18 protein-coding genes are annotated in these 24,240 nt (G+C 69.8%); 8 read left to right on the forward strand and 10 right to left on the reverse strand.

Annotated features, from left to right (window positions below; genetic code table 11):
• Positions 1 to 97 precede the first annotated feature (97 nt).
• A complete protein-coding gene (locus tag OHT51_RS30705; RefSeq protein ID WP_328882153.1) occupies positions 98 to 307 on the forward strand; it encodes a hypothetical protein in 210 nt (69 codons plus the stop codon).
• 42 nt (positions 308 to 349) lie between these two features.
• On the opposite strand, the gene OHT51_RS30710 is transcribed toward OHT51_RS30705, so the two are convergent.
• The 3 genes from OHT51_RS30710 to OHT51_RS30720 form a co-directional block, all read right to left on the reverse strand.
• A complete protein-coding gene (locus OHT51_RS30710; RefSeq protein WP_328882154.1) occupies positions 350 to 1,438 on the reverse strand; it encodes a S1C family serine protease in 1,089 nt (362 codons plus the stop codon).
• Between the two features lie 321 nt (positions 1,439 to 1,759).
• A complete protein-coding gene (locus tag OHT51_RS30715) occupies positions 1,760 to 2,461 on the reverse strand; it encodes a class I SAM-dependent methyltransferase (protein ID WP_328884499.1) in 702 nt (233 codons plus the stop codon).
• 83 nt (positions 2,462 to 2,544) lie between these two features.
• On the reverse strand, positions 2,545 to 3,243 hold the full coding sequence (locus OHT51_RS30720) for a DUF3043 domain-containing protein (protein ID WP_443052740.1): 699 nt from the start codon (positions 3,241 to 3,243) through the stop codon (positions 2,545 to 2,547).
• Positions 3,244 to 3,472: 229 nt separating this feature from the next.
• On the opposite strand from OHT51_RS30720, the gene OHT51_RS30725 reads away from it, so the two are divergent.
• The 5 genes from OHT51_RS30725 (at position 3,473) to OHT51_RS30745 (ending at position 10,033) form a co-directional block, all read left to right on the forward strand.
• Positions 3,473 to 4,261, forward strand: coding sequence for a PspA/IM30 family protein (locus OHT51_RS30725; RefSeq protein ID WP_328882155.1), 789 nt, complete (start codon positions 3,473 to 3,475; stop codon positions 4,259 to 4,261).
• A gap of 41 nt (positions 4,262 to 4,302) precedes the next feature.
• The gene (pspAA, locus tag OHT51_RS30730) at positions 4,303 to 4,581 is read left to right on the forward strand and encodes a PspA-associated protein PspAA (protein WP_328882156.1); all 279 of its coding nucleotides are present in this window, start codon (positions 4,303 to 4,305) and stop codon (positions 4,579 to 4,581) included.
• A 124-nt stretch (positions 4,582 to 4,705) separates the two neighbouring features.
• The gene (locus OHT51_RS30735) at positions 4,706 to 5,938 is read left to right on the forward strand and encodes a sensor histidine kinase (protein ID WP_443052606.1); all 1,233 of its coding nucleotides are present in this window, start codon (positions 4,706 to 4,708) and stop codon (positions 5,936 to 5,938) included.
• Between the two features lie 49 nt (positions 5,939 to 5,987).
• On the forward strand, positions 5,988 to 6,671 hold the full coding sequence (locus OHT51_RS30740; RefSeq protein WP_328882158.1) for a response regulator transcription factor: 684 nt from the start codon (positions 5,988 to 5,990) through the stop codon (positions 6,669 to 6,671).
• A gap of 194 nt (positions 6,672 to 6,865) precedes the next feature.
• Positions 6,866 to 10,033, forward strand: coding sequence for an efflux RND transporter permease subunit (locus OHT51_RS30745; protein WP_328882159.1), 3,168 nt, complete (start codon positions 6,866 to 6,868; stop codon positions 10,031 to 10,033).
• 109 nt (positions 10,034 to 10,142) lie between these two features.
• Here OHT51_RS30745 and OHT51_RS30750 read toward each other — a convergent pair whose 3' ends face one another.
• The 5 genes from OHT51_RS30750 to OHT51_RS30770 all read right to left on the reverse strand — a co-directional run bounded on the left by OHT51_RS30750 (position 10,143) and on the right by OHT51_RS30770 (position 17,781).
• Positions 10,143 to 11,327: a DUF1266 domain-containing protein gene (locus tag OHT51_RS30750; protein WP_328882160.1), complete on the reverse strand. Its 1,185-nt coding sequence runs from the start codon at positions 11,325 to 11,327 to the stop codon at positions 10,143 to 10,145.
• A 203-nt stretch (positions 11,328 to 11,530) separates the two neighbouring features.
• On the reverse strand, positions 11,531 to 11,935 hold the full coding sequence (locus tag OHT51_RS30755) for a contact-dependent growth inhibition system immunity protein (protein WP_328882161.1): 405 nt from the start codon (positions 11,933 to 11,935) through the stop codon (positions 11,531 to 11,533).
• A gap of 82 nt (positions 11,936 to 12,017) precedes the next feature.
• Entirely contained in the window at positions 12,018 to 16,718 is a 4,701-nt protein-coding gene (locus tag OHT51_RS30760; RefSeq protein WP_328882162.1) for a putative T7SS-secreted protein, read from the reverse strand.
• Positions 16,718 to 17,320: a hypothetical protein gene (locus OHT51_RS30765; RefSeq protein ID WP_328882163.1), complete on the reverse strand. Its 603-nt coding sequence runs from the start codon at positions 17,318 to 17,320 to the stop codon at positions 16,718 to 16,720. Before OHT51_RS30765 ends, OHT51_RS30760 begins: the two co-directional genes overlap by 1 nt.
• On the reverse strand, positions 17,317 to 17,781 hold the full coding sequence (locus tag OHT51_RS30770; RefSeq protein WP_328882164.1) for an SseB family protein: 465 nt from the start codon (positions 17,779 to 17,781) through the stop codon (positions 17,317 to 17,319). Before OHT51_RS30770 ends, OHT51_RS30765 begins: the two co-directional genes overlap by 4 nt.
• 174 nt (positions 17,782 to 17,955) lie before the next feature.
• Between OHT51_RS30770 and OHT51_RS30775 the strand changes: the two genes are divergently transcribed.
• On the forward strand, positions 17,956 to 20,211 hold the full coding sequence (locus tag OHT51_RS30775; protein WP_328882165.1) for a protein kinase domain-containing protein: 2,256 nt from the start codon (positions 17,956 to 17,958) through the stop codon (positions 20,209 to 20,211).
• Between the two features lie 27 nt (positions 20,212 to 20,238).
• On the opposite strand, the gene nadA is transcribed toward OHT51_RS30775, so the two are convergent.
• Entirely contained in the window at positions 20,239 to 21,423 is a 1,185-nt protein-coding gene (gene nadA / locus OHT51_RS30780) for a quinolinate synthase NadA (RefSeq protein WP_328882166.1), read from the reverse strand.
• 328 nt (positions 21,424 to 21,751) lie between these two features.
• On the opposite strand from nadA, the gene OHT51_RS30785 reads away from it, so the two are divergent.
• Positions 21,752 to 22,108, forward strand: coding sequence for an iron-sulfur cluster assembly accessory protein (locus OHT51_RS30785; RefSeq protein ID WP_030582488.1), 357 nt, complete (start codon positions 21,752 to 21,754; stop codon positions 22,106 to 22,108).
• 144 nt (positions 22,109 to 22,252) lie between these two features.
• On the opposite strand, the gene OHT51_RS30790 is transcribed toward OHT51_RS30785, so the two are convergent.
• Complete coding sequence (locus OHT51_RS30790) at positions 22,253 to 24,166, reverse strand: hypothetical protein (protein WP_328882167.1); 1,914 nt, start codon at positions 24,164 to 24,166, stop codon at positions 22,253 to 22,255.
• Between the last annotated feature and the right edge of the window lie 74 nt (positions 24,167 to 24,240).

Below are 24,240 nucleotides of genomic sequence, written 5' to 3' on the forward strand. Positions count from 1 at the left end.
TGTCGGCGCAGGTCTCGCGCATCCGGCTAGGCTCAGGACAGGAGCCGGACCTTGATCAGGCTCCTACTCTGCACGTGCCGACACCTTGGAGGCGTACATGGCGGCATGGACGTGGCGGTTCGAGAAGGCCGACGGGGCGGAGGTCCAACCCGCGGTGCAGCCCGAGGAGTTCACCACCCAGGGGGACGCCGAGTCGTGGATCGGGGAGCACTGGAAGGCACTGCTCGAAGGCGGTGCGGACCAGGTACGGCTGCTCGAGGACTCCACGGAGATCTACGGGCCGATGAGCCTGCACGCCGACGCGTAACGCTCACGGGGGCGAGGGCGTTGTGGCCCTCGCCCATCCCCGTCACTGCTCACCCAGCGTCACATCCACCGTCTTCTTACTGCCGTTGCGGGTGTACGTCACCTTCGTCCGCTCGCCCGGCTTGGCGGCGGCGAGTGTCTCGGACAGCGAGGTGATGGTGGTGATGTCCGTGTCGCCCAGCCGGGTGATGATGTCCCCCGGTGCCAGACCGGCCTTGTCGGCCGCCCCGCCCGTCTGCACCTTGACGACGGCTACGCCGGCGGCCTGGTAGTCGTCGTTCACGACCGTACGGGCCGTGATGCCGAGCGCCGCCCGGCCCGAGTCGGTGACCCTGCCGTCCTTGATGATCTGGTCGGCGATCGTCTGCACCGTCGACGCCGGGATGGCGAACCCGATGCCGGGTGCGGCGCTGTCCCCGAGGCCGGGGTCGGTGGCGGCGAGGGTCGGGATGCCGATGACCCGGCCGTCGAGGTTCACCAGGGCGCCGCCGCTGTTGCCGGGGTTGATGGCGGCCGACGTCTGCACCATGTTGGCGATCGTGGCGCCCGTACCGCCGTTGTCGCTGCCCTCGGTGACGGTCCGTCCGGTCGCCGAGACGATGCCCTGCGTCACGCTGGACGACAGCCCCAGCGGTGAGCCCATGGCCAGCACGATCTGTCCGACCTCGACCTCGGCGGAGTCCCCGAGCGTCGCCGCCTTCAGCCCGTCCGGCATGTCGTCCAGCTTGATGACGGCGAGGTCCTGCTGCGGGTACGAGGAGACGAGCTGCGCGGTGACCTCGTCCTCGCGGTTCGCGATCGTCACGCGGAAGGTCTTCTCGTCCCCGACGACGTGTGCGTTGGTGACGATGTGTCCCTGGTCGTCGTAGACCACACCCGATCCGAGATCGTTCCTGGCCCGGATCTGCACGACCGACGGCAGGACGTCCTTGATCACCTTCAGATAGCCGTCCTGCAGATCCTCGGTCGCCGTCGGCGCCTTCGGAACGGCGGCCTGCGCGGCCTGCCTGGTCGAGCCCTCCCGCCCGCCCGAGGACGACGAGCCGGAACAACCTGAGAACACCCCGAGACAACAGCAGAGCCCGACAACCGGAAGACCGAGCCGCGCGGTACGGGAACGCCGAGCATCCATGCCCCGAGTCTCCCCGCGCGCCAAGAACCCGGCCTGCGCTGTGCACCCGAACGAGCTGACGCGAGGGTCCCGGTCTCGGGCGAGGGGGCTTCCGGGAGGCCGCGGGTCCACCTCGGCGTGGTGGACGCGGTCGGGCACCAGCTTGCGCCGGGCCGATTCCGGGAGGCGGCCGGTCCCGTCTCGGGGTCGTGGGCGCCGTCAGGCAGCAGTCGGCGCCGGCCCACTCCGTCACGCGCCCGGACGGGGCACCCTCCCCGAGACACGAAGGGGTGGCGCCTCCGGCGTCACGCTCACGTCCTCAGAGACCGGCCCCCGGCCGGCTCAGCCGCGGACCCCGCACAGGTGCAGCAGTGCCGCCACGCTTCGGTAGGGGTCCGTCTTGCCGGCCCGTTCCTCGACCGCCAGCAAGGTCTCCACGTCCGGTGGGGTCTGCGCCCCGTCGGCGGCCGTGTCGGTGAAGACGCGCACTCCGTACCAGGCGTGCAGCGGTGCCCCGATGCCCGCGAGTGTCGACGTCAGGTCGGCCAGGCGGTCGGCCCGGACGTCCAGGCCCAGCCGGTTCCGGTAGGCGGTCGTGTCGAAGGCGGTCAGTGCGCCGGGCCAGTCCCCGGCCAGCCCCGACCGCATGGCGAGCGCGTCGCCGTTGCGGACGAGCAGCGACAGCAGCCCCCCCGGGGCGAGCATCCGGGCCAGCCCGGCGAGCAGCGGATCGGGCTCGTCGATGTACATCAGCACGCCATGGCAGAGCACGACGTCGAAGCTGCCCGGCAGAAAGTGGACGCCGGTGTCCCGACCGTCGCCCTGGACGATCCGCACCCGCTCCCGGATCCCCTCCGGTTCACCGGCGAGCTCCTCACGGGCCGTGGCGATCATCTTCGGGTCCTGCTCCACGCCGGTCACCTGGTGCCCGGCCCTGGCCAGGCGCAGCGCCTGCGTGCCCTGGCCCATCCCCACGTCGAGCACCCGCAACCGCTGCCCGACGGGGAACCGCCCGGCTATCTGCTCGTCGAGCTGGCGGCCCACCAGCTCCTGTCGTACGACATCACGCAGCCCGCCCAACTTGTCGAGCCACGCATCCGCCGCACCCCCGGAAAAGGCAGTTGCGCTCAGGGCCGCTCTCCGCGCTTGACCTGAGGCTTCGGCAGCCGGAGCCGGCGCATCTGCAGGGAGCGCATCAGCGCGTAGGCGACGGCGCCGCGCTTGTTTTCGTCGGGGAAGCGCTCGGCGAGCCGCTTCTTCAGACGGAAGCCGGTGACGGCCGAGTCCAGCACGATCAGCACGATCACGATCAGCCACAGCAGCAGCGCGATGTTCTGCAGCGCGGGCACCTGGACCATGCTCAGCACCAGGATGACCACGGCCATCGGCAGGAAGAACTCCGCGATGTTGAAGCGCGAGTCGATGAAGTCACGCGCGAACTTGCGGACCGGACCCTTGTCACGGGCCGGCAGATACCGCTCGTCGCCCCCGGCCAGCGCCTGACGCTGCTTCGCAAGGGCGGCACGGCGATCCTCGCGCTGCCGCTTGGCGGCGTCCTTGCGCGTCATCGATGTGTTGGCCACGCTTCGACGCTGCGACTGGGCGGCGCTGCGCTTGGGCGTGGGCCGGCCCTTCGGGGCCTCGGGGTGACGGGTCTCATTGGAGTCGGTCACCAGCGCCTTGTCGGCGGACTGGGCCTTCTCTTCCTTCGCACGGCTACGGAACACAAAACCCAAGGGTACGGGGTGCCGGCGGTTGGACCCCAGCCCCGTGGGGAACGATCCGGCAACACCAGTCGTCGTAGGGGGACAGAGGGGGCGTTGCAGACCGTTCCTCCGACGGCCACGAGGAAGGCATGTGGGCGGCACCGGGCCGGCACCCGGGAGTCACCTACTCCTTACGCCGGAGCGGGAGCGTACGCAGTCGTCCTTGGGGATGAGCGCATCCGTCCCCGAACAGTGCGGTAATGGATGCAGGGCCCGTACTGTGGGTTCTGTCGCAGGTGCTGGAGTGGAGTCCGTCAGAAGGGGGCGCGCGAAGCCCATGAGCGGTGTCATGAAGCGTATGGGGATGATCTTCCGCGCGAAGGCGAACAAGGCCCTTGACCGGGCCGAGGACCCGCGCGAGACCCTCGATTACTCGTACCAGAAGCAGCTGGAGCTGCTCCAGAAGGTCCGCCGCGGCGTAGCCGACGTGGCCACCTCGCGCAAGCGCCTGGAACTCCAGCTCAACCAGCTCCAGCAGCAGTCGACGAAGCTGGAGGACCAGGGCCGCAAGGCGCTCGCGCTGGGCCGTGAGGACCTGGCCCGCGAAGCGCTCTCGCGCCGCGCCGCCCTCCAGCAGCAGGTGACGGACCTGGAGACGCAGCACGCGACGCTGCAGGGCGAGGAGGAGAAGCTCACCCTCGCGGCCCAGCGCCTGCAGGCGAAGGTCGACGCCTTCCGCACCAAGAAGGAGACGATCAAGGCCACCTACACCGCCGCCCAGGCCCAGACCCGCATCGGCGAGGCCTTCTCCGGCATCTCGGAGGAGATGGGCGACGTCGGCCTGGCGATCCAGCGCGCGGAGGACAAGACGGCACAGCTCCAGGCACGCGCCGGAGCCATCGACGAACTCCTGGCCTCGGGCGCCCTAGACGACCAGTCCGGCATGCACAAGGACGACATCCAGGCCGAGCTGGACCGGCTCTCCGGTGGTACGGATGTAGAGCTGGAACTGCAGCGCATGAAGGCGGAGCTGGCGGGAGGTTCCTCGTCGCAGCAGGCGATCGAGGGCGGCAACGGCCAGTCCCAGTCGCAGTCCCAGCAGCAGCCGCAGGACACCCCGCGCTTCGACAAGCAGTAGTCCCCCGGAGACGGGGCGGGCCCATCGCCGAGGAGGGCGACATGATCGTACGGATCATGGGGGAGGGGCAGGTGAGGCTGGCCGACAGCCACCTCACCGAGCTGAACAAGCTGGACGACGTGCTCCTGGAGGAAATGGAGAACGGCGACGGCCCAGGTTTCCGCGCGACCCTCCACGCCCTTCTCCAGAAGGTCCGCGAACTGGGCGAGCCCCTGCCCGACGACTCCCTGGAGCCGTCGGAACTGATCCTCCCGTCGCCGGACGCGACGCTGGAGGAGGTCCGGGAGCTGCTGAGCGATGACGGCTTGATCCCGGGCTGAGTCATATCAGCCCGTCCGGCGTTTGAGGACGAGGCCCGTTCAGGGCCGAAGCGAGGGTCCGGGGGCGGCAGCCCCCGGGCGACGCACACCGCAGCGCCGGGCACATGACGCGAGGAACCTCCAGTTGGCCCCCGTTCCAAGCTCCGCAGGGGAACGCGTCCGGCGGCATCTCAAGGCGCACCCCATGGCGCTGGACGCGGCGTTGGCGGTCGGCGTACTGGTCTGCATGGTGTCCGGCTCGTTCGTGGACCCGCACGGGAAGAACGGCGTGACCTGGGGTCTGCGCACCCCGGACACGCTCAGCCTGGTGCTCATCGCCCTCGGCGCCGGGGCTCTGGTCTTCCGCCGCCGCGCCCCCATGACCGTCCTCGCGGTCACCGGCGCCGTCTCCCTGATCGAGTCCGTCACCGGCGACCCCCGCGCCCCGGTCGCCATGTCCGCGGTGATCGCCCTGTACACCGTCGCCTCGACCACCGACCGCACCACCACCTGGCGCGTCGGCCTGCTCACCGTCACCGTCCTGACCGGTTCCGCGATGCTCGCCGGCCCCCTGCCCTGGTACGCCCAGGAGAACCTGGCCATCTTCGCCTGGACCGGCATCGGCGCCACTGCCGGTGACGCGGTCCGCAGCCGCCGCGCCGTCGTCACCGCCATCCGGGAACGCGCCGAACGCGCCGAGCGCACCCGCGAGGAGGAGGCCCGCCGCCGCGTCGCCGAGGAGCGCCTGCGGATCGCCCGGGACCTGCACGACGTCGTCGCCCACCACATCGCCCTGGTCAATGTGCAGGCCGGCGTCGCAGCCCATGTCATGGACAAGCGGCCCGACCAGGCCAAGGAGGCCCTCGCGCACGTACGCGAGGCCAGCCGCTCCGCGCTCAACGAACTCCGCGCGACCGTCGGCCTGCTGCGGCAGTCCGGCGACCCGGAGGCCCCCACCGAGCCCGCTCCCGGCCTCGTACGCCTCGACGAACTCGTGGGCACCTTCCGCAGCGCGGGCCTCCAGGTGGAGGTCGCCCGCGCCGACCAGGACGCCACGCTCCCGGCCGCCCTCGACCTGGCCGCCTACCGCGTCATCCAGGAGGCGCTGACCAACGTGCAGAAGCACGCGGGCCCGGACGCCAAGGCCGAGGTCAGCGTCGTCCGCGTGGGACCGAACGTCGAGATCACCGTCCTCGACGACGGGGCCGGCGAGGACGACACGACCGACGGCGGCGGCCACGGCCTGCTCGGCATGCGCGAGCGCGTCACCGCCCTGCGCGGCACCCTCACCACCGGGCCCCGCTACGGAGGCGGCTTCCGCGTGCATGCGATCCTGCCGGTCAAGAGCCGTACGCGCGCCGCCGACGACACCGTATGACAACTGAACGCCCCCACCGCCCCGCACAAGGGCACGGAGAGGACCCCGCATGACGATCCGTGTCCTGCTCGCCGACGACCAGGCCCTGTTGCGCAGCGCCTTCCGGGTGCTGGTCGACTCCGAGCCCGACATGGAGGTCGTCGCCGAGGCGTCCGACGGCGCGGAGGCGGTGCGGCTGGCCAAGGAGGAGCGGGCGGACGTCGTCCTGATGGACATCCGGATGCCCGGCACCGACGGCCTCGCCGCCACCCGCATGATCAGCGCCGACCCGGCCCTCGCCCACGTCCGCGTCGTCATACTGACCACCTTCGAGGTCGACGACTACGTCGTGCAGTCGCTGCGCGCCGGCGCCTCCGGCTTCCTCGGCAAGGGCTCCGAACCCGACGAACTCCTCGCCGCCATCCGCATCGCCGCCGGGGGCGAGGCTCTGCTCTCCCCGGCCGCCACCAAGGGCCTGATCGCCCGCTTCCTCGCTCAGGGCGACGGCGCCGACGACGACCGCGACCCGGGCCGCGCCGAGCGGCTCGGCGCGCTCACCGGCCGGGAGCGCGAGGTCCTGGTCCAGGTCGCCGGCGGGCACTCCAACGACGAGATCGCCGAGCGGCTGGCGGTCAGCCCGCTGACCGTGAAGACACACGTCAACCGGGCCATGTCCAAGCTCGGCGCCCGCGACCGGGCGCAACTCGTGGTGATCGCGTACGAGTCCGGGCTGGTACGTCCAAGGGTGGAGTGAGCTCGACCCGGGTGTACTGCGCCCGGAGTATGCGCCGGATAAGGAACGGGACCTGCGGCCTACGAAACCGGGCTCCCCGATGGCTCAGGGTGTAGGGGCGGGCGCATGCCTGCTCCACGTCAGCTCCACGCCTGCTCCATGCCTCCATGCCTTCCTTGCCGCTTCTGCCGCTCACAGAAGAGAGACCCTGAACCATGTCCTGGCTGTCGAAGTTCAGCCTCGCCCAGCGCGCCCTGATAGGCCTGATGTCGATCATCGCGATCGTCTTCGGCGCCATCGCGATACCCCAGCTCAAGCAGCAGCTGCTGCCCTCCATCGAACTGCCCATGGTGTCCGTGCTGGCGCCGTACCAGGGCGCCGCGCCGGACGTGGTCGAGAAGCAGGTCGTCGAGCCGATCGAGGACAGCCTCGAAGCCGTCGACGGCATCACCGGCGTCACGTCCACGGCCAGCGAGGGCAACGCCGTGATCATGGCGTCCTTCGACTACGGCCCGGACAACCAGCAGCTGGTCGCCGACGTCCAGCAGGCCGTCAACCGGGCCCGCGCCCAGCTGCCGGACGACGTGGACCCGCAGGTCATCGCCGGTTCCACGGACGACATCCCGACCGTCGTCCTCGCTGTCACCTCCGGCCGTGACCAGCAGGCCCTGGCCGACCAGCTCGACCGGACCGTCGTGCCGGACCTGAAGGACATCGACGGCGTCGGCCAGGTCACCGTCGACGGCATACGGGACCTTCAGGTCACCGTAACCCCCAACGACGCGAAGCTGGCAAAGGCGGGCCTGACCTCGGCGGACCTCTCCGAGGCCCTGAGGGCGGGCGGTGCGACCGTCCCGGCGGGCTCCTTCGACGAGGGCGGCGACAACCGCACCGTCCAGGTGGGCGGCGGGTTCACCTCGCTGCGGCAGATCGAGGACCTGAGGGTCACCGGCGCGGGCGGCGCGGGCGGCGGTGCGGACGCTTCCGGCAAGAAGCCGGTCCGCCTCGGTTCCGTCGCCACCGTCGAGCAGGAGCAGGCCCCGGCCGACTCCCTCACGCGCACGGACGGCAAGCCGTCCCTCGCGATCGCGGTCACCATGGACCGCGACGGCAGCGCGGTCGCGATCTCCGACGCGGTCCAGGACAAGCTCCCGGAGATGCGCAAGGACCTCGGCTCCGACGCCACGCTCACCGTGGTCAGCGACCAGGGCCCGGCGGTGTCGAAGTCCATCGACGGCCTGACCACCGAGGGCGCGCTCGGCCTGCTCTTCGCGGTCCTCGTCATCCTGGTCTTCCTGGCGTCGATCCGTTCGACGCTGGTGACGGCGGTCTCGATCCCCCTGTCGGTGGTCCTGGCCCTGATCGTCCTGTGGACGCGCGACCTGTCGCTGAACATGCTGACGCTCGGCGCGCTCACCATCGCCATCGGCCGCGTCGTCGACGACTCGATCGTGGTCCTGGAGAACATCAAGCGGCACCTCGGCTACGGCGAGGAGCGCCAGGAGGCCATCCTCAAGGCGGTCCGCGAGGTCGCCGGCGCGGTCACCTCCTCCACCCTCACCACCGTCGCCGTCTTCCTGCCGATCGGCCTCGTCGGCGGCATGGTGGGCGAGCTGTTCGGCTCGTTCAGCCTGACCGTGACGGCCGCGCTGCTGGCGTCGCTGCTGGTGTCGCTGACGGTCGTACCGGTCCTGTCGTACTGGTTCCTGCGGGCCCCGAAGGGCACCCCCGAGGACGCTGCCGAAGCCCGCCGGATCGCGGAGGAGAAGGAGGCGAAGAGCAGGCTCCAGCGCTTCTACGTCCCCGTCCTGCGCTTCGCGACCCGCCGCCGTATGACCAGCGTGCTGCTCGCGATCGTCATCCTCATCGGCACGTTCGGCATGGCGCCGCTGCTGAAGACGAACTTCTTCGACCAGGGCGAGCAGGAAGTCCTGACCGTCAAGCAGGAGTTGAAGCCGGGCACCAGCCTGTCGGCGACCGACGAGCAGGCGAAGAAGGTCGAGAAGCTGCTCGCCGACACCAAGGGCGTGAAGGACTACCAGGTCACGATCGGCTCGTCCGGCTTCATGGCGGCCTTCGGCGGCGGCACCGACACCAATCAGGCGTCGTACCAGGTGATGCTGGAGGACTCGGCGTCGTACGAGGACGTACAGGACCGCGTCGAGGCGGGCCTGAAGAAGCTCGACGGCATCGGTACGACCACCATCGCGGCCGGTGACGGCTTCGGTGCCCAGGACCTGAGCGTCGTCGTGAAGGCGGCCGACGGGGACGTGCTGCGCAAGGCGTCCGAGCAGGTCCGCGAGGCGGTGGCCGGCCTGGACGACGTCACCGACGTGACCAGCGACCTGGCGCAGAGCGTGCCGCGGATCTCGGTGAAGGCCAACGACAAGGCGGCCGCGGCCGGCTTCAACGACCAGACCCTCGGTCTGGCCGTCGCCCAGGCGGTCCGCGGCAACACGGCGGCCCAGGCGACCCTCGACGACACCGAGCGGGACATCGTCATCAAGTCGGCCAAGCCGGCGACGACGCTGAAGCAGCTTCAGGACCTGAACCTGGGTCCGGTGAAGCTCGGGGACATCGCTGACGTCAAGCTGGTGGACGGCCCGGTCTCGATGACCCGCATCGACGGCCAGCGCGCGGCCACGATCTCCGCGAAGCCGACCGGCGACAACACGGGCGCGGTGAGCGCGGACCTCCAGTCCAAGATCAACTCGCTGACCCTGCCGGCCGGTGCCACGGCCGCGATCGGCGGTGTCTCCGAGGACCAGGACGAGGCGTTCGTCAACCTGGGCCTGGCGATGCTGGCGGCGATCGCGATCGTCTTCATGCTCCTGGTCGCGACCTTCCGCTCCCTCATCCAGCCCCTGATCCTGCTGGTCTCCATCCCGTTCGCGGCAACGGGAGCGATCGGCCTCCTGATCGCGACCGGCACCCCGATGGGCGTCCCCGCGATGATCGGCATGCTGATGCTGATCGGCATCGTGGTGACGAACGCGATCGTGCTGATCGACCTCATCAACCAGTACCGAAGCCAGGGTTACGGCGTCGTGGAGGCCGTGATCGAGGGCGGCCGCCACCGCCTCCGCCCCATCCTCATGACGGCCCTGGCAACGATCTTCGCCCTCCTCCCCATGGCCCTGGGCGTCACCGGCGAGGGCGGCTTCATCGCCCAGCCCCTGGCCGTGGTCGTGATCGGCGGCCTGATCACGTCGACCCTCCTGACTCTGCTCCTCGTACCGACGCTGTACGCGATGGTGGAGCTTCGGAAGGAACGACGGGCGAGGAAGCGGCAGGCGAAGCGGGACAAGAAGGCGGGGGTGACTGCGGAGCCGACGCCGACCGCGTCGTTGGACTCGGACGAGCCGGAGACGGCTGGGGTCTGACCCTACGGTCCTCGTGAAGACAGCCCGTCCCGGGAGAGCCTGGGGCGGGCTGTTCCGTTGTCTGGATCAGTCTTTGCGGCTCGCTTGGACGCGATCCAGGCGGGCAGGCCTACCGGAACGTGATGTTGAGCCAGGGGCTGCCAGGCTCGGCCATCAGGATCCTGTGGGCGGTGACCATGTCCTCGTACCAGCTGCCGAATTCCTCATCGTCGAAGTGCAGGCAGCGACCGAGGATGAAGCCGGCGGAGAAGTCCTGCCAGGACTTGTACGTCCGCCCCGCGCTCCGTCCGGCTTCGATTACTGCAGCCTCGGCTTCCGGCAAGTCGCTGTAACGAGCGCCCAGACCCCAGCGCGCCATGCATGAGGCCCGCCCGAGGTCCCAGGCATCGGCGGAGGAAACGTACTGGTTCTCTTTCAGAATGTCGTCGGCCCGCATCCGCGCCTCGTAGCGCGTGATTCGGCCGATAAGGTGTTGGACTCCCTTGATGTGCGCTTCGGTCTCGGCTTCAGTTACCGAGGTCTTGGTGACGCCGTCCGGAGTGATGGTGGCCTCACCGTCCGGCCGGTTGCGCAGGACCTGGGCGGCGGCGTCACGCCAGAAAGGCGTCTCGACATAGCCTCCGAAGTCACGGGCGATGGCTCGGCGTAGACCGAGCGCGAACTCCCAGACCGGATTGGCCCCGTTGGTTGCCAGCAGCGCATGCTGTTGCACCTGCCACTCCTGGCGGCTGGTGACGCCCCACCATTCCCGTAGCATCCGACGCTCGGTGGGATAGCCCTGGCCGTGGTAGGCCATCGCGTTCCAGGGAAGGCCGTGGTTGACGAAGAGCAGCGCGCCACAGGCCAGGCCGTGGGCCACGGGCCCGTGCAGCGGTCCGCCCACACGCAGGGTCCGCAGTTCCGCCCGGCCTGAAGGACCGCCCGACCGCGCGAAGAAACCTGCCCAAGCGGCGGAGTGCGGCGGCGCGGACGGAAGGAACGCCTCACACGGACTGCCCGGATTGACGACGATCATCGGCGGATCTGCCGGGGTCCACACCTCCGCGAACCAAGCGAGGACGTTCCAGTCGAACACGCGATGCGGCTCGGGCGCGGGAAGCATGCCCTCGGTGTACACCGCCCAGAACCTGCCACCGGGAACTCGGGGGTCGTGCCCGAAGAGGGTGTAGGTGATACCCGGTGAGGCATCCTCCTTTTTCCTGTCTATCTCGAAGTACACCCGGTTTCGCGCCAGCGTGTCGAAGTATGCCGCCCAGTCCTCGCGAGAGTTGGCCTCGAATAGTGCCTGCTCCACTTCTGTGGGAGGGGTCCACGCAGGTGCGGCGGGCGGTCCGAACGATGCAGGAGGCGGCCCGAATGACATTGTTCACCTATCAAGTTTCCAGACGAATGCGTCATGCCTGTCCGCATCGGAAGAAAGGGGTGGTTCGAGGATATTTGCAAGATTCGGAACTGCTCAAGACTTCGTTAGAGCGGAGCCCCGGTATCTCGCATACCCTAAGGAGCCGATGCAAGGAAGGCCTCGACCTCCTGTTTCACGTAACGTGAAAGTTCCGGCAGCATGGATACTGCTGTCTTTAGTTCGAGGGCGGGTTCGGGATTTGCCGTCCACACCTCCGGACTCCTGGTGACCAATGCATAAAGCAGGTCGCCATCCAGGAAGCCACCTGTGGGTTGTTTGGCCGCCTCCCGCACGATCTCGACGCCCAGGGGGAGCAGCCACGGCAAGCCGACGTTCTGGCCGAGCAAACGCGCAAGCTCGTGAGGTTCCAGAGTCCCGATGGGGCGTCGTCGCCACTCATAGACGGTTCTGACCAGGGACGTCGCGTCGGCGGGTGGTTCGCCCCAGCGTTCGCCGTCGAGTTGCTCAAGCGACTTGTTGCGATCGATGGGCTGGGTCATCGTAGGTTCCTCTCATCGCGTCCACCGCGGCGCGTCAGGCGTTGCTGCTTCTAAGTGATTGCGCTTACGTTACGTCATCCTGTTACCGATGGCCTATGGAGTGTAGGAATCCGTTCAGTCGGTCGAGTTCCTCGATGGCTTCCTTCCGCCTCTTCACCAGGACTTCGATACCGCGATCGGTTATCGACGCCGACGGATTCTGCAACTCCCTCTCGAGGGCTATGCGAACATTGTCCAAACCGTTGCGCGCCCCCTTCAGATCCGCAATATGGTCGAACGGTGTACCGTCCCATTTGCGGGCCACGACTTCGCCCGCGGCCTCGCGGCGAGCAGCACTGTAGTGGTTGTGATTCGGTTGAGAATTTATCTCTCCGACCGGGTCTCTCTTAATGTTCTCGAGTTTTCTGATAGCGTCCACTGCTTCCTGCCGCAATCCCAGTTCACGGCATGGAGTGAGTCCCAGCGGGTCAGTCCAAGTAAGTGGATTGTGGACGTACGCAGACGGGTTGTCTGCAGGCTCGAGCCCTAGGGGATCAGGCGCGACGTAGCGGGCGGTCTCGGGGTCGTAGTGCCGGTAGAAGTTGTAGTGGAGGCCGGTTTCTGGGTCGTGGTACTGGCCTGGAAAGCGAAGGGGGATGTGGGCGGTGGCCGTGCGGTTCCAGGTGGTGGTGCCCCAGAGGGTGCGGCGTGTACGCCAAGCGATGTCACCGTGCTCATCCACGAGTTCGGTTGGGGCGCCGACGAGGTCGGTGATGATCGCGTAGAAGCGCTGGTCGATCTCATCCTGAGACGCGTCGCCCGCCGTCTTGCGTTCGGTCTGGGTCAGAGGGCGTAGACCTTGGTGGTCCCACGTGAGAGTGATGGCCGACTGGTCGGTGCCAGGGGTGTGCGTCGTCTGTTCGCACAGGGTCGTGCCGTCCCAGGTGAAGTCCACCTGTTCCAGGACGGCGTCGGCGTCGGCGGCGAGGCGTTGCTTGGCGATGCGGCGACCCAGGGGGTCGTAGCGATAGCGCCAGGTCGTGCCGTCGGGGGTGACCACCGAGGCGAGGCGGTCTTCGGCGTCCCAGGTATAGCGCCAGGTGTCCGGTTTGCGGGACAGGCGGGTTTTCTGGCGCAGGGTGATCCGGCCGGCTTCGTCGTGCTCGTAGCGGACGTTGCCCGCGCGCGTGATTCGGGTGCCGGTGTAGGTGCGCTCGCCGGTGGCCTCCTGGCCCGGCATGGAGTCCGGCCAAACGGCTCGGGTCTGGTTGCCGGCCGCATCGTAGGCGTAGGACTCCGTCCAGTTCGAGGCTTGGACTGCGGTGACCCGGCCTGCCGCGTCCAGGTCGAAGCGGCGGGGGCCGTTCAGGTCGTCGTCGATGCCGGTCAGGTTGCCGTCGGCGCGGTAGGTGTAGGCGCGGTGCTGGAGGCGCGTGTCGCCCGGTCCGGTGAGTTCCTGCTTCGTCAGGCGGCCCAGGGGGTCGAAGGCGTTGGTGAGGGTGAGGTCTTCACCGATGTGGCGGGTCAGTTCGCGGCCGGCCGCGTCGTGGGTGAAGGTGAGGGTCTGGCCGCTGGTCGTCAGTTCGGTGCGGTTGCCCGCCGCGTCGTAGGCCCAGGTGCTGATCGCGCCGGTCGGTGTGGTGCGGCCGGTGCGGCGGCCCAGGACGTCGTAGGTGTAGGTGAGCGTGCGGGCGTTGACCGTCTCGGACATCAGGCGGCCGGAATCGTCCCGCTGCAACGTCAGGACCGCATCCGGGCTGACCGCCCGGGCCAAGCCACCCGTTGCGTCGTACGCGTACGTCGTGACCGCTCCGGCCGCGTCCTTCCTCACCACGCGGCCCAGCACGTCCCTGTCGAAGCAGATGGTCTGGCCGGAGGCCGTGGTGCTGGCCGTCAACTGGCCTGCTCTGTCGTGTTGGTACGTCAGCCGACGGTTGTCGAAGTCCGTCTCCGCGACCAGCTGTCCAGCCGCGTCGTACTCGTACGACCAGGTCAGACCCTGTGGGTTCGTGACCTTCGTCAGGTGGAGTTCGGTGTCGTGAGCGAACTCGTAGCGCACCCCGTCCGGGCCGGTGCGAGCCGACATCAGGTCGAAGTGGGTGTACTCGTAACGGGATACGGCACCCATGGCATCCGTGTGGCTGGTGCAGTTGCCCTCGCCGTCATACGTCCACGCCTCGGTGGCGCCGTCCGCGGTGATACGGCGGGACAGGCGGCCCTCCACCGACCACTCCAGGCGGGTCACCGCACCCGTCGGGTCGGTGATCGTGGTCGGCCGCCCGAAGGCGTCCCTCTCGTAACGGGTCACCGCGCCGAGCGGGTCCGTGACCTCCAGGGGCAGGCCCGCAGTGTTGCAGCGGACGGTGCTCGTCGCGCCCGTCGCGTCCGTGATCGCCGACAGGTGACCGAGCTCGTCATACCCGAAGCGGGTCGTGATCCCGGACGCGTCGGTTACGGCCGTGCGGTTGCCGAACTCGTCGAACTGCTGGCTGACGTGGGTGCCGTCCGGGCCGGCTATGGCCACGGGCAGGCCTAGGTCGTCGTAGCCGATGCTGGTGTAGCGGCCGTCGGGGCGGACGGCCATCGTCATGCGGCCTGCCTCGTCGTACGCGTAGCTCTGCGTGCGGCCGAGGGCGTCGGTGACCGTCAGCGGGCGTTCGTAGCGGTCGTATGTGGTGCGGGTCGTCGCTCCGTCGGGGCCGGTCTCGGCGATCACTTGCAGATCGCTGTTGACCAGGTAGCGCGTGCTGTGGCCCAGGGAGTTGGTGGCGGTGATCGTCCGGTGGCCGGTCGCCGGGTCGATGGCGCCGTAGACGAAGGTGTTGCGCAGGTGGCCTGCTTCGCCCGACTGGGAGGTGCAGCGGCCCTGGTCGTCGTAGACGTAGTGGTAGGACGAGCCGTTCGTGTCGGTCCACGCGGTGATGCGGCCGAGTTCGTCGTTGGTGAAACGGGTCGGCGTGCCGGACGAATTCGTTACCGCCGCCAGGTGACCCTGCTTGTCGTAGCCGAAGCGGACCAGCTCGACGTCGCCGCCGCTGTCCGGTGTGCTGTCGGCCAGGCTCAGGGCGGCTATTCGGTCCTCGGTGGTCTCGATGGTGAGGTGGTAGCCGGCCGAGTGCACGATCGCCGTGGGGGCGCCCTCGGTGTCGTACTCGAACGTGAGCCACTGGCCTGAGCGGTCGGTGATCTGTTCCAGCAGGGCGATGCCGTTGCCGTCGCCGGTCGGGGCCGCGAAGTGCCAGGTGCGGCCGGCCGCGGGGTCGGTGATGGCGTAGTCGCCGTAGGCGTCGATGGTGAGGGGGTATCGGCCGCCCTCAAGCGGCAGGGTCGGCACGCCGGGGGCGGGGTGCGGGTAGGCCAGCAACGCGCCGTTCTCGCGGATGAAGATGACGCCCTCGGCGTCGATCTCCAGGCGCTGGTCAGCGGTGGAGGTCCACTTCGGGCCGAACCAGCGTCCGGCCTCGTACGACGACTCGAACTGCCGGGAGAACAACAGCGGCAGCTTGGCGGGCAGGGTGACGTCGGTCTGCGGCAGCGCCATGCGGCCGGTGGCCATGTCGATGGGGTCGCCGAACCACTTGCACTTCTTCTCCCTGGCGAAATCTTTGATCGCTTGGCCGACACTCCTGCGCGCTCCGCCCGTCGCCGCGCCCTCCGCGGCCCCTCGCGCAGCCCCTCGGGCCATGCTCGTGGCGCCTTTGCCACCGATCAGGTTCGAGGCGAGGTACCCCATCGCGTCGCCCGGGTCGCTGCTCCAGCCGCTGCCGATGACGGCCTTGGGCAGGCGTTCGGGATGGGCGGCGGTGCCCACCAGGCCGGCCAGCAGCATGTTTGAGTTCTTCACATACTCGCCGGGGTGGGTGATGTTGTAGGAGTCCATCGGGTTGACGGTGCGGACCAGTTTCACCAGGTCCGCGCCTCCCTTGAGGAGGCCGCCCAGGACGTGGGCCTGGTTCAGCTGCGTGCTCACGACGGCGTCCGCCGCGTCGGCCTTCAACCGGTCGGTGAACTCCGGCTTCGGCGGGGCCGTCTCCAGCGCGGCGGCCACTCGGCGCTGCGCGTCGCGGGCGGCGTCGGTGCGCTGGCGCCGCGCCTCGGCGAGGATCTCCTCGGCCTCCCGTCGGCCGGCCGCTCCCGGGTCGACGAAGGCGCCCGGTTCGGTCGGTTTGCGGCCCGGGTCGCGTCCCGCCGAAGCCGCCGCGTTGTACTGGTCGGCGGCCTGGTTGTACGCCGTCACTTGAGCGTTGTGCGCATCCACCGCCCGCCGGCTGTCCTGCTGCGCGGTGCGGTAGGCGTCGATCGCCGTCTGTGCCTGCTGCTGGGCCCAGTGCACCGTGTCCGCGTACGCCTCCAGCGCCTTGGCGGCTGCCTCGCAGGCGTCGGCCGCCTTCAGCCACTGCTTGGGGTGCATGTCGAACTTCTCGCGGAAGGCGTCCGCCGCCTTGCCCTGCCAGCCCTCGCCGTCCAGCGAGCGCATCCCCTGGCCGACGCTCTCGAACGCCCGGGAGAAATCACGCAGATGCCGGGCCCGCGCCTCCAGCGCCTGCGGGCTGCCGTGGACCAGTTCCTTGGGATCCTCGCTCTCTCCCAGCCGGCGCTCGGCGACATCGCCGCCGAGCCGGTTGTTCACCCCCTCCCCGAAGTCACGCACCCCCTCGGCCGCGCCGTCCGCGCCGACTGCGGACAGGCCGTCCGCCGCCTTGTCCGTGCCCCAGTTGACGGCTTCGCCGACGCCCTTGCTCACGCCGTCGACGGCGCTCTCCAGGCCGTCCCCGAGGTCGTTGACCATGTCCCCCAGGCCCATCAGCGCTCAACCTCCCCGAACGCCGAGGCCTCGGGGCCGTCCGGCTGCCAGTTGGTCCGCGAATCGAACGGCGCGTCCGGGGTCACCGTCGACGTCTCCAGGTCCTCCTTCGCCTGCGCCCAGGCCTGCCGGGCCGCCTGGTCGCCGGCCTGCAGGGACTCCGCGCTGTAATCCGCGTTCATGAAGTGGGAGACGGAGTTGTCCTTCAGCGTCTGCGACCAGGAACGCTGCGCGACCTCCTCCTCGGACAGGTAAGGGTTGCCCGCCGCCGCCGTCCACACCGTCTTCACGGTGTTCGACACGTACTGCTCCTGCTCGTGATACAGCCCCGCCGACAGGTTGAGCCGCTGCGCGAACCCGTTCGCGTCCTGCATCAGCGAACGCACGCCCCAGCTCCACCGCTCGCAGAAGTCGGCGAACACCTGGCGCAGGTTCGCGTCCCCCACCTCGAGACCGGCGAGCTCCAGGTCGTCGAAGCCCCGGCCCTGGGCCGCCTCGATGTCGAAGCCCAGCTCCTTCAGCTCGTCGATCGCCAGGTTGATGCCCCGAGTGATCCGCTCCAGCGCCTCCGGATCGACCCGGTAGCCGTCCCCGCCGCTCACGCGTCCACCCCTTCGGAGTCCACAACCGTGTCCACAGCCACCGCGTCCGGAACAACCCCCTTCGCCGGAGGCAGCACCAGGCCCGCCGCACTGCCCGCGTCCACCGCGATCCCGACCGGCCGTCCGTCCGCCCTCGCCACCTCCGGGACCACCTGGTCCAGCAAACGCGCCCCATACACCGGCAACCGCTCCGGCACCGCCTCACCACGCGCCTGCGCAAAGCGCGCCAACGCCCCGTCATCCGTGAACGCGAACAGCCAGCGGACCCCGCCCGCAGCCACCGACAGCAGCGAGTCATCCACCACCGGCACCAGCACCTCGCTGCGCCGGAACTCCCCCACGGCCGCACGCAGATCGCCTTGCCCGGTCGCCGTCAGATCCGCCAACCGCATCCGCAGCCCCATGGCATCCGCGCTCAAAACAACCCCCGCCGAAATCCCGCCGAAAACTTCACCGTTCATCGCACATGCGAACGATCATGCTAGTCCGGTGAACGCGAGCCGATCCAGGTGACGCCGGTCTCGGCGTTTCGGCCAGGGGGGACCCGGAGTTCCAAGGGCTCCTCGCCCGGACCGAAGCGTCGCCCGTTACGTATCCTGAGCCCTCGAACTGCCTGACGGGGGAGGGCTCCGCGCGTGCTGCTGCACAAGGACGATCCGCGATCGGTCGGCGGCTACAAGCTGGTCGACCGGCTCGGGTCCGGGGGCATGGGGGTCGTCTACCGGGGCAGGTCGCGCTCGGGCCGTGAGGTGGCCGTCAAGGTGGTGCACTCCCAGTACGCCGAGGACGCCGTCTTCCGCGCCCGCTTCCGGCAGGAGATCGAGGCGGTCCGCAAGGTGAGCGGCGCCTTCACCGCACCGGTGGTGGACGCCGACCCGGAGGCGGTACGGCCCTGGATGGCCACCCAGTACGTGCCCGGGCTCTCCCTCGCCGCCCGGATCGCCGACCAGGGCCCGCTGAAGGGCACCGAACTGCGGCGGCTGACGCTCGGTCTGGTGGAGGCGCTGCGGGACATCCACCGGGCGGGGGTCGTCCACCGGGACCTCAAACCCGCCAACGTTCTCATCGCCGACGACGGCCCGCGTGTCATCGACTTCGGCATCTCGCGTGCGGCCGAGGACCACAACACCCTCACCGAGACCGGGCAGATGATCGGCACCCCGCCGTTCATGTCTCCGGAGCAACTCACCGACGCCCGTTCGGTGGAGCCGGCCTCCGACGTCTTCTCCCTCGGCGCTCTGCTCGTCTTCTCCATCACAGGGCGGGGCCCCTTCGACGCGGACAGCCCTTATCTCACGGCGTACCGGGTCGTCCACGACGCCCCGGTCCTGGACGGAGTGCCGCAGCCCCTTCGCGCGATCCTGGAGCGCTGCCTCGCCAAGGATCCCGCGGACCGGCCCGAACTGGACGAACTGGCGCGGGAGTTCGTGGCCGCGCTGCCGGAGACGGGTGCGGACGACCAGCCCACCGTGACGCTGCGCACGGAGGAGATGGCCCTGGTCCGGACCCGGCCCGCCGCGGTCGCCGACCCCGGCGCCGCGGCCCCCGGCCGACGACGCAGTCGTATACGTCCCCTGTGGGCCACGGCCGGCACGGTCGGCACCCTCGCGCTCGGCCTGACGGGATACCTGCTGCTCGGGACCGGAGTGGGGGACGAGGACGCCCCGACGGAGGCGGACACCGCCGCATCCGCGCCTTCCCGGTGGGCGGCCATGCCGTCCGGCTGGAAGCCCTGGCAGACAACGGTGGACGCCACCGCCGCGCACGGCGTGAAGAAGGGGTCGGCCGGCGGGACCGGCTTGGGAGAGGGCCCGGAATGCCGGCTGTACGAGGGTGCCGTCTACTGCGCGGGTGACGGTGTGCTGCCCATGCGCCTCGACGGGCTGACCGGGCGGATCGACTGGCGGGCCGACGTGCTGCCGCCGGGCCGGCGCCAGGGGACGTACACCTTCTCCGTCCTCGGTCTCGTGGACGACGCGATGCTGGTCCAGCAGGACTTCACCCCCGTCGCAGGGGAGGCGTCGACCACGACGGTCGCCGCTCTCGACACCGGGACCGGCGAGCGGCTCTGGCATCGGAAGGTGGCGAACAACGGGATGTCCCCGGCGGTCTCCGGCAGCCTCGTGGTCATGGCGGCCGACGGCGCCCGCGCGGTGACCGCCCGCTCGGCACGCACCGGCGCCGAGCGCTGGACGACACCGTTGCCGGCGGGGCAGTACTGCGACGCCGCGGATGTGGGCGAGGCCCTCCGCCTGGAGTGCGTCGCCGAGTTCACGCCTTCCGAGAACATCCTGCTCATGGAGCTGGACCGGACCGACGGCTCGGTTCGGCGAGTGAAGGTGCCCAATCGCGGGACCCTCGTGGGAACGTTCGACGGCCGCCTGCTCTACGTCGACCCGGCCGAGGACGAAGAGGGGAACATCCCGGCCGGCGACGAGGGGCCGTTCTCCCGGATCCGGCTGGTGGACCCGGAGACCGGTGAGGGCCGTTCGACGAAGCTGGCGGAGGAGTTCGAGGGCGTGGTGACGCTCGGGGACGACACGCTGTGGTTCGTCGCGTCCTCCGGCCAGGTGAGCGCCGTGTCGGTCCGGACGGGCGAGCGGCTGTGGCAGACCGCGACGAGTCTGGAGACGCCCAGCGGCGTCACCCACGACCCGCGCGCCCGCGCGGTCTACCTGTCCAGCGCCAGCGGCCGCGTCGCCGCTCTCGACACGAAGAAGGGCACGCTGCTGTGGGAGACCCTGCCGCGTGCCCAACGGGTGACCAACGTGGGCAGCCGGTCGCTGCCCGAGGTGATGGTCCGTGAGGGCTCCCTGATCGCCGCCACCCCCGACGGCGATCTCTTCACCCTCGACCCCGCCCACCCCGACCGGAAGCCCGTGTCGGGGTGAGCGCCTGAAGCGTGGCCATCGACAGACCTACGGCAGCGCCAGCATCCGCTCCAGCGCCAGCTTCGCGAACGCCTCGGTCTCCTTGTCGACCTCGATCCGGTTGACCAGGTTGCCCTCGGCCAGCGACTCCAGGGTCCAGACCAGGTGGGGGAGGTCGATGCGGTTCATGGTCGAGCAGAAGCAGACCGTCTTGTCGAGGAAGACGATCTCCTTGCCCTCCGGCGCGAAACGGTTCGCCAGCCGGCGGACCAGGTTCAGCTCCGTGCCGATGGCCCACTTCGAGCCGGCCGGGGCGGCCTCCAGGGCCTTGATGATGTACTCCGTCGAGCCGACGTAGTCCGCGGCGGCGACGACCTCGTGCTTGCACTCCGGGTGGACGAGGACGTTGACACCGGGGATGCGCTCGCGCACGTCGTTCACCGAGTCGAGGCTGAAGCGGCCGTGCACCGAGCAGTGGCCGCGCCACAGGATCATCTTCGCGGCACGCAGTTCGTGCGCCGTCAGCCCGCCGTTCGGCTTGTGCGGGTTGTAGACGACGCAGTCCTCCAGGGACATGCCCATGTCGCGGACGGCGGTGTTGCGGCCGAGGTGCTGGTCGGGCAGGAACAGGACCTTCTCGCCCTGTTCGAAGGCCCAGTCCAGGGCCCGCTTGGCGTTCGACGAGGTGCAGATCGTGCCGCCGTGCTTGCCCGTGAACGCCTTGATGTCCGCGGACGAGTTCATGTACGAGACGGGTACGACCTGCTCGGCTATCCCGGCCTCGGTCAGCACGTCCCAGCACTCGGCGACCTGCTCGGCCGTCGCCATGTCGGCCATCGAACAGCCGGCGGCGAGGTCGGGCAGGACGACCTTCTGGTCGTCGGACGTCAGGATGTCCGCCGACTCGGCCATGAAGTGCACGCCGCAGAACACGATGTACTCGGCCTCCGGGCGGGCGGCCGCGTCCTTGGCCAGCTTGAACGAGTCACCGGTCACGTCGGCGAACTGGATGACCTCGTCGCGCTGGTAGTGGTGGCCGAGTACGAAGACCTTGTTCCCGAGCTTCTCCTTGGCTGCGCGGGCGCGCTCGACCAGGTCCGGATCGGACGGCGAGGGAAGGTCGCCGGGACACTCGACGCCACGCTCGCTCCTCGGGTCGGCCTCACGGCCGAGGAGCAGCAGGGCGAGGGGCGTCGGCTGTACGTCGAGCTCCTGGGTCTGGGCGGTGGTCACGACACGCACCCTTTCTGTTCTGCGGCTCGCCGGCACCGGGAAAATCCGGACCCGGCGGGTCAAGCGGGACACCTTCTTCGACTTCTCGTCGAATTGACGTTATCTATGATAACCGGTTCACGTCAGTTTGACGATGGCCATCATGTCGATGTGACGTGAATCCCGGTGACAGGCCCGCGTATTCCCGAATCGGTCGTTTTCCGCTGAGGGCCCCGTGTGCGAGCATGAAGAAGGACCGAAAGACAAACGCCCGGCCCGGAATGAATCCGCGGCCCCGTCGGTTGCAACCGTCGGCAAGCAGTCTCCGAACAACCCGGGAGAGATGTAGATGTCCGTATCGGACGAGACCAGCACCGTCACCGACGGCATCATCCTGTCCGACGCCGCTGCGGCGAAGGTCAAGGCCCTGCTCGACCAGGAAGGCCGTGACGACCTGGCCCTGCGTGTCGCCGTACAGCCCGGTGGCTGCTCCGGCCTGCGCTACCAGCTCTTCTTCGACGAGCGCTCCCTCGACGGCGACGTCGTCAAGGACTTCGGCGGCGTGAAGGTCGTCACCGACCGCATGAGCGCCCCGTACCTGGGCGGCGCGTCCATCGACTTCGTGGACACCATCGAGAAGCAGGGCTTCACGATCGACAACCCGAACGCGACCGGCTCCTGCGCCTGCGGCGACTCCTTCAGCTGACCCGGCCGAAACCGGCCGGCAAACCGGCCGGCTCAGTCGAAGTCGGCTGACCGGTCGAACCGGCCGACCCGGTCGAAACGCGAGAAGCGAGAAGGCGGCGACCCCCTCCGACGGGGCCGCCGCCTTCCCGTGTCCGTGAGCCCGTTACCGGGTCCCGGACGTCTCCGGCCGGACCGTCCCCGGCTTCTCCAGCGGGACGTCCTGGCCGTCCGTGCCCACGACCTTGCGGTCCCCGAGCGGCTCGTCCAGCTGCACGGTCTTGTGGAACACCTTGGCGATCAGGATGCAGACCTTGTCCGGCTGCGACGTCTCGGTCACCCGAACGGTCACCTCGTCGCCGCTCTCACTCGCGGTCACCTTGTAGTCGGCGCACACACCGCCCGTGAAGGCCACGGTCAGCTCACGGCCGTCGACCGTGTAGGCGTCCACACCCACGTTCCGCGTGACCGGCGCCGACGTCGGCTCGTCCTTGGGTCCGGACGGCCGCGGGCTCGGCTGAGCGGGCGGCTCCTGCGACGGCGTGGTCGACACCAGGTACTTCGGGTCGACCGCCGGATGCGTCACCGTGAAGCTGTCCTTCGCGCCCGGCGCCCGCACCTCGAACAGCCAGGACGGCACCAGCGCCTGCCGCGCGTCGACGAAGTGCGAGGCGAGCCCGAACACGGCCTTCTCGACCGTGAGGGTGTCCTTGGCCGGCATGTCCGTACCGGTATCCGTACCCGTCGAAGCCTCCGAACCGGAGGAGCCGCAGGGGGCTTCGAGGCGGTCCTTCAGCGGTACGGGGCTGGCGCAGCCGCCGATGCCCATACGGCCGTCGGTCCCCGGTGCCGCGTTCATCAGCCCGAGCGTCTTCTCGGCGTCCAGCACGGGGTACGTGTCCCCCTTCACCGGCGCCGCCAACTGGCCGCTGCCGCCGACCACTTCGCCCTGGGCGTTCACGGTCACCCCGGTCGTCCAGCCGTAGGTCGGCAGACCGCCGACCACGGGGCTCGCGTTGACGACCCGCCGGTCGCCCATGAGCTGGCTCGCGTCGCGCTTCGCGTCATCCTGACCCACCGCCTTGAGGACCGGCGCGGCGGCCTTCTTCGCGGCGGCCTCGCTCACCGGGTCGCCGCCCGCGTCCGGCGATCCCTTCGAGCAGGTGGTGATGGACTGGCAGTCATCCGTGCCGGGGGCGTACTGGTAGAAGGTCCAGGTCCCCGGCGCCTGCTTGTTCACCTGGAGGCTGGGACCCGCACCGTCCTTCGCCCCGACCCGCCAGGTCTGCCCCTGCGCGACCGGCTTGCCGTCGATCCCGAGCGCCTCGGCCAGCCGGGCCACCTCGTCGGCGCCGACCTCGCCGCCGGCCCGGTACACAGGCGCCGAGCCGGGGCCGTCCGCCAGGTCCCCGCCGGCCTTGTAGGTGACGCCGTACGGGTTGGGCTCACCGGGCGCGATGCCCTTCGTGCCGCCGCCCTCGGTGTAACCGTCGAGGTGGAGCGGCGGGGGAGTGTCGTCGTCGGCCGCCCCGGACGTCGTACCGCCGTCCGAACCCCCGGACGCGTTCGCGGCGAGGTAGGCCCCGCCACCCCCGACGAGCAGTACGGCGGCGGCGACGGAGGCGATGATCGCGGGGGAGCGGCGCCGGCTCGAACCGTCGGCTCCATGCTCATGTTCATGGTCATGGGCAGCGGCAGTGGCAGCAGCGGGATCCGCTCCGGCCGGCGTGGTCGGCTCCGCTTCAGCGGCGGCAGCGGGCGCCGCAGCCTCCGCGTCCCCGGCCCGCTCCCCGCCGCCGGCCGCGCCGGTGGCGCTCTCCGCACCGTCGCGCTCGCCGTCGGTCCTGCCGGCCTCAGGGTCGCGCCCGGTTTCCCCGACCTCGGCGTCGCCCTCGGGCCTGCGGGCCCCGGCGTCGCCCTGGCCCCCGGCGTCGGGAGCCCCGGTGCCGTCCGCCACGGCGCCGGAAGCCCCGGTACCGGATGCCTCGGTACCCGCGGCGCCCTTCTCCTCCCGGGTGCCCTGCTCCTTGGCGGAGCCGTCGGCGCCCGTGTCGTCGTTCTCGGGTCGCTCGGTGTTCACCGCATCGCTCCTTCGGCTGCGCACATGTCCCATGACCCTGACCCGACCCTGTCAAAAGGGACGGTCTGCCGGGT

This window comes from Streptomyces sp. NBC_00299, assembly GCF_036173045.1.
Classification (GTDB): Bacteria; Actinomycetota; Actinomycetes; order Streptomycetales; family Streptomycetaceae; genus Streptomyces; species Streptomyces machairae.

Bases quoted from the DNA above. Each gene is read 5' to 3' on its own strand.
- OHT51_RS30725 (WP_328882155.1), top strand. From the start codon at position 3,473: ATGAAGCGTATGGGGATGATCTTCCGCGCGAAGGCGAACAAGGCCCTT.
- OHT51_RS30770 (WP_328882164.1), bottom strand. From the start codon at position 17,781: ATGAACGGTGAAGTTTTCGGCGGGATTTCGGCGGGGGTTGTTTTGAGC.
- OHT51_RS30705 (WP_328882153.1), top strand. From the start codon at position 98: ATGGCGGCATGGACGTGGCGGTTCGAGAAGGCCGACGGGGCGGAGGTC.
- pspAA (WP_328882156.1), top strand. From the start codon at position 4,303: ATGATCGTACGGATCATGGGGGAGGGGCAGGTGAGGCTGGCCGACAGC.
- OHT51_RS30755 (WP_328882161.1), bottom strand. From the start codon at position 11,935: ATGACCCAGCCCATCGATCGCAACAAGTCGCTTGAGCAACTCGACGGC.
- OHT51_RS30740 (WP_328882158.1), top strand. From the start codon at position 5,988: ATGACGATCCGTGTCCTGCTCGCCGACGACCAGGCCCTGTTGCGCAGC.
- OHT51_RS30710 (WP_328882154.1), bottom strand. From the start codon at position 1,438: ATGGATGCTCGGCGTTCCCGTACCGCGCGGCTCGGTCTTCCGGTTGTC.
- OHT51_RS30760 (WP_328882162.1), bottom strand. From the start codon at position 16,718: ATGGGCCTGGGGGACATGGTCAACGACCTCGGGGACGGCCTGGAGAGC.
- OHT51_RS30785 (WP_030582488.1), top strand. From the start codon at position 21,752: ATGTCCGTATCGGACGAGACCAGCACCGTCACCGACGGCATCATCCTG.
- OHT51_RS30745 (WP_328882159.1), top strand. From the start codon at position 6,866: ATGTCCTGGCTGTCGAAGTTCAGCCTCGCCCAGCGCGCCCTGATAGGC.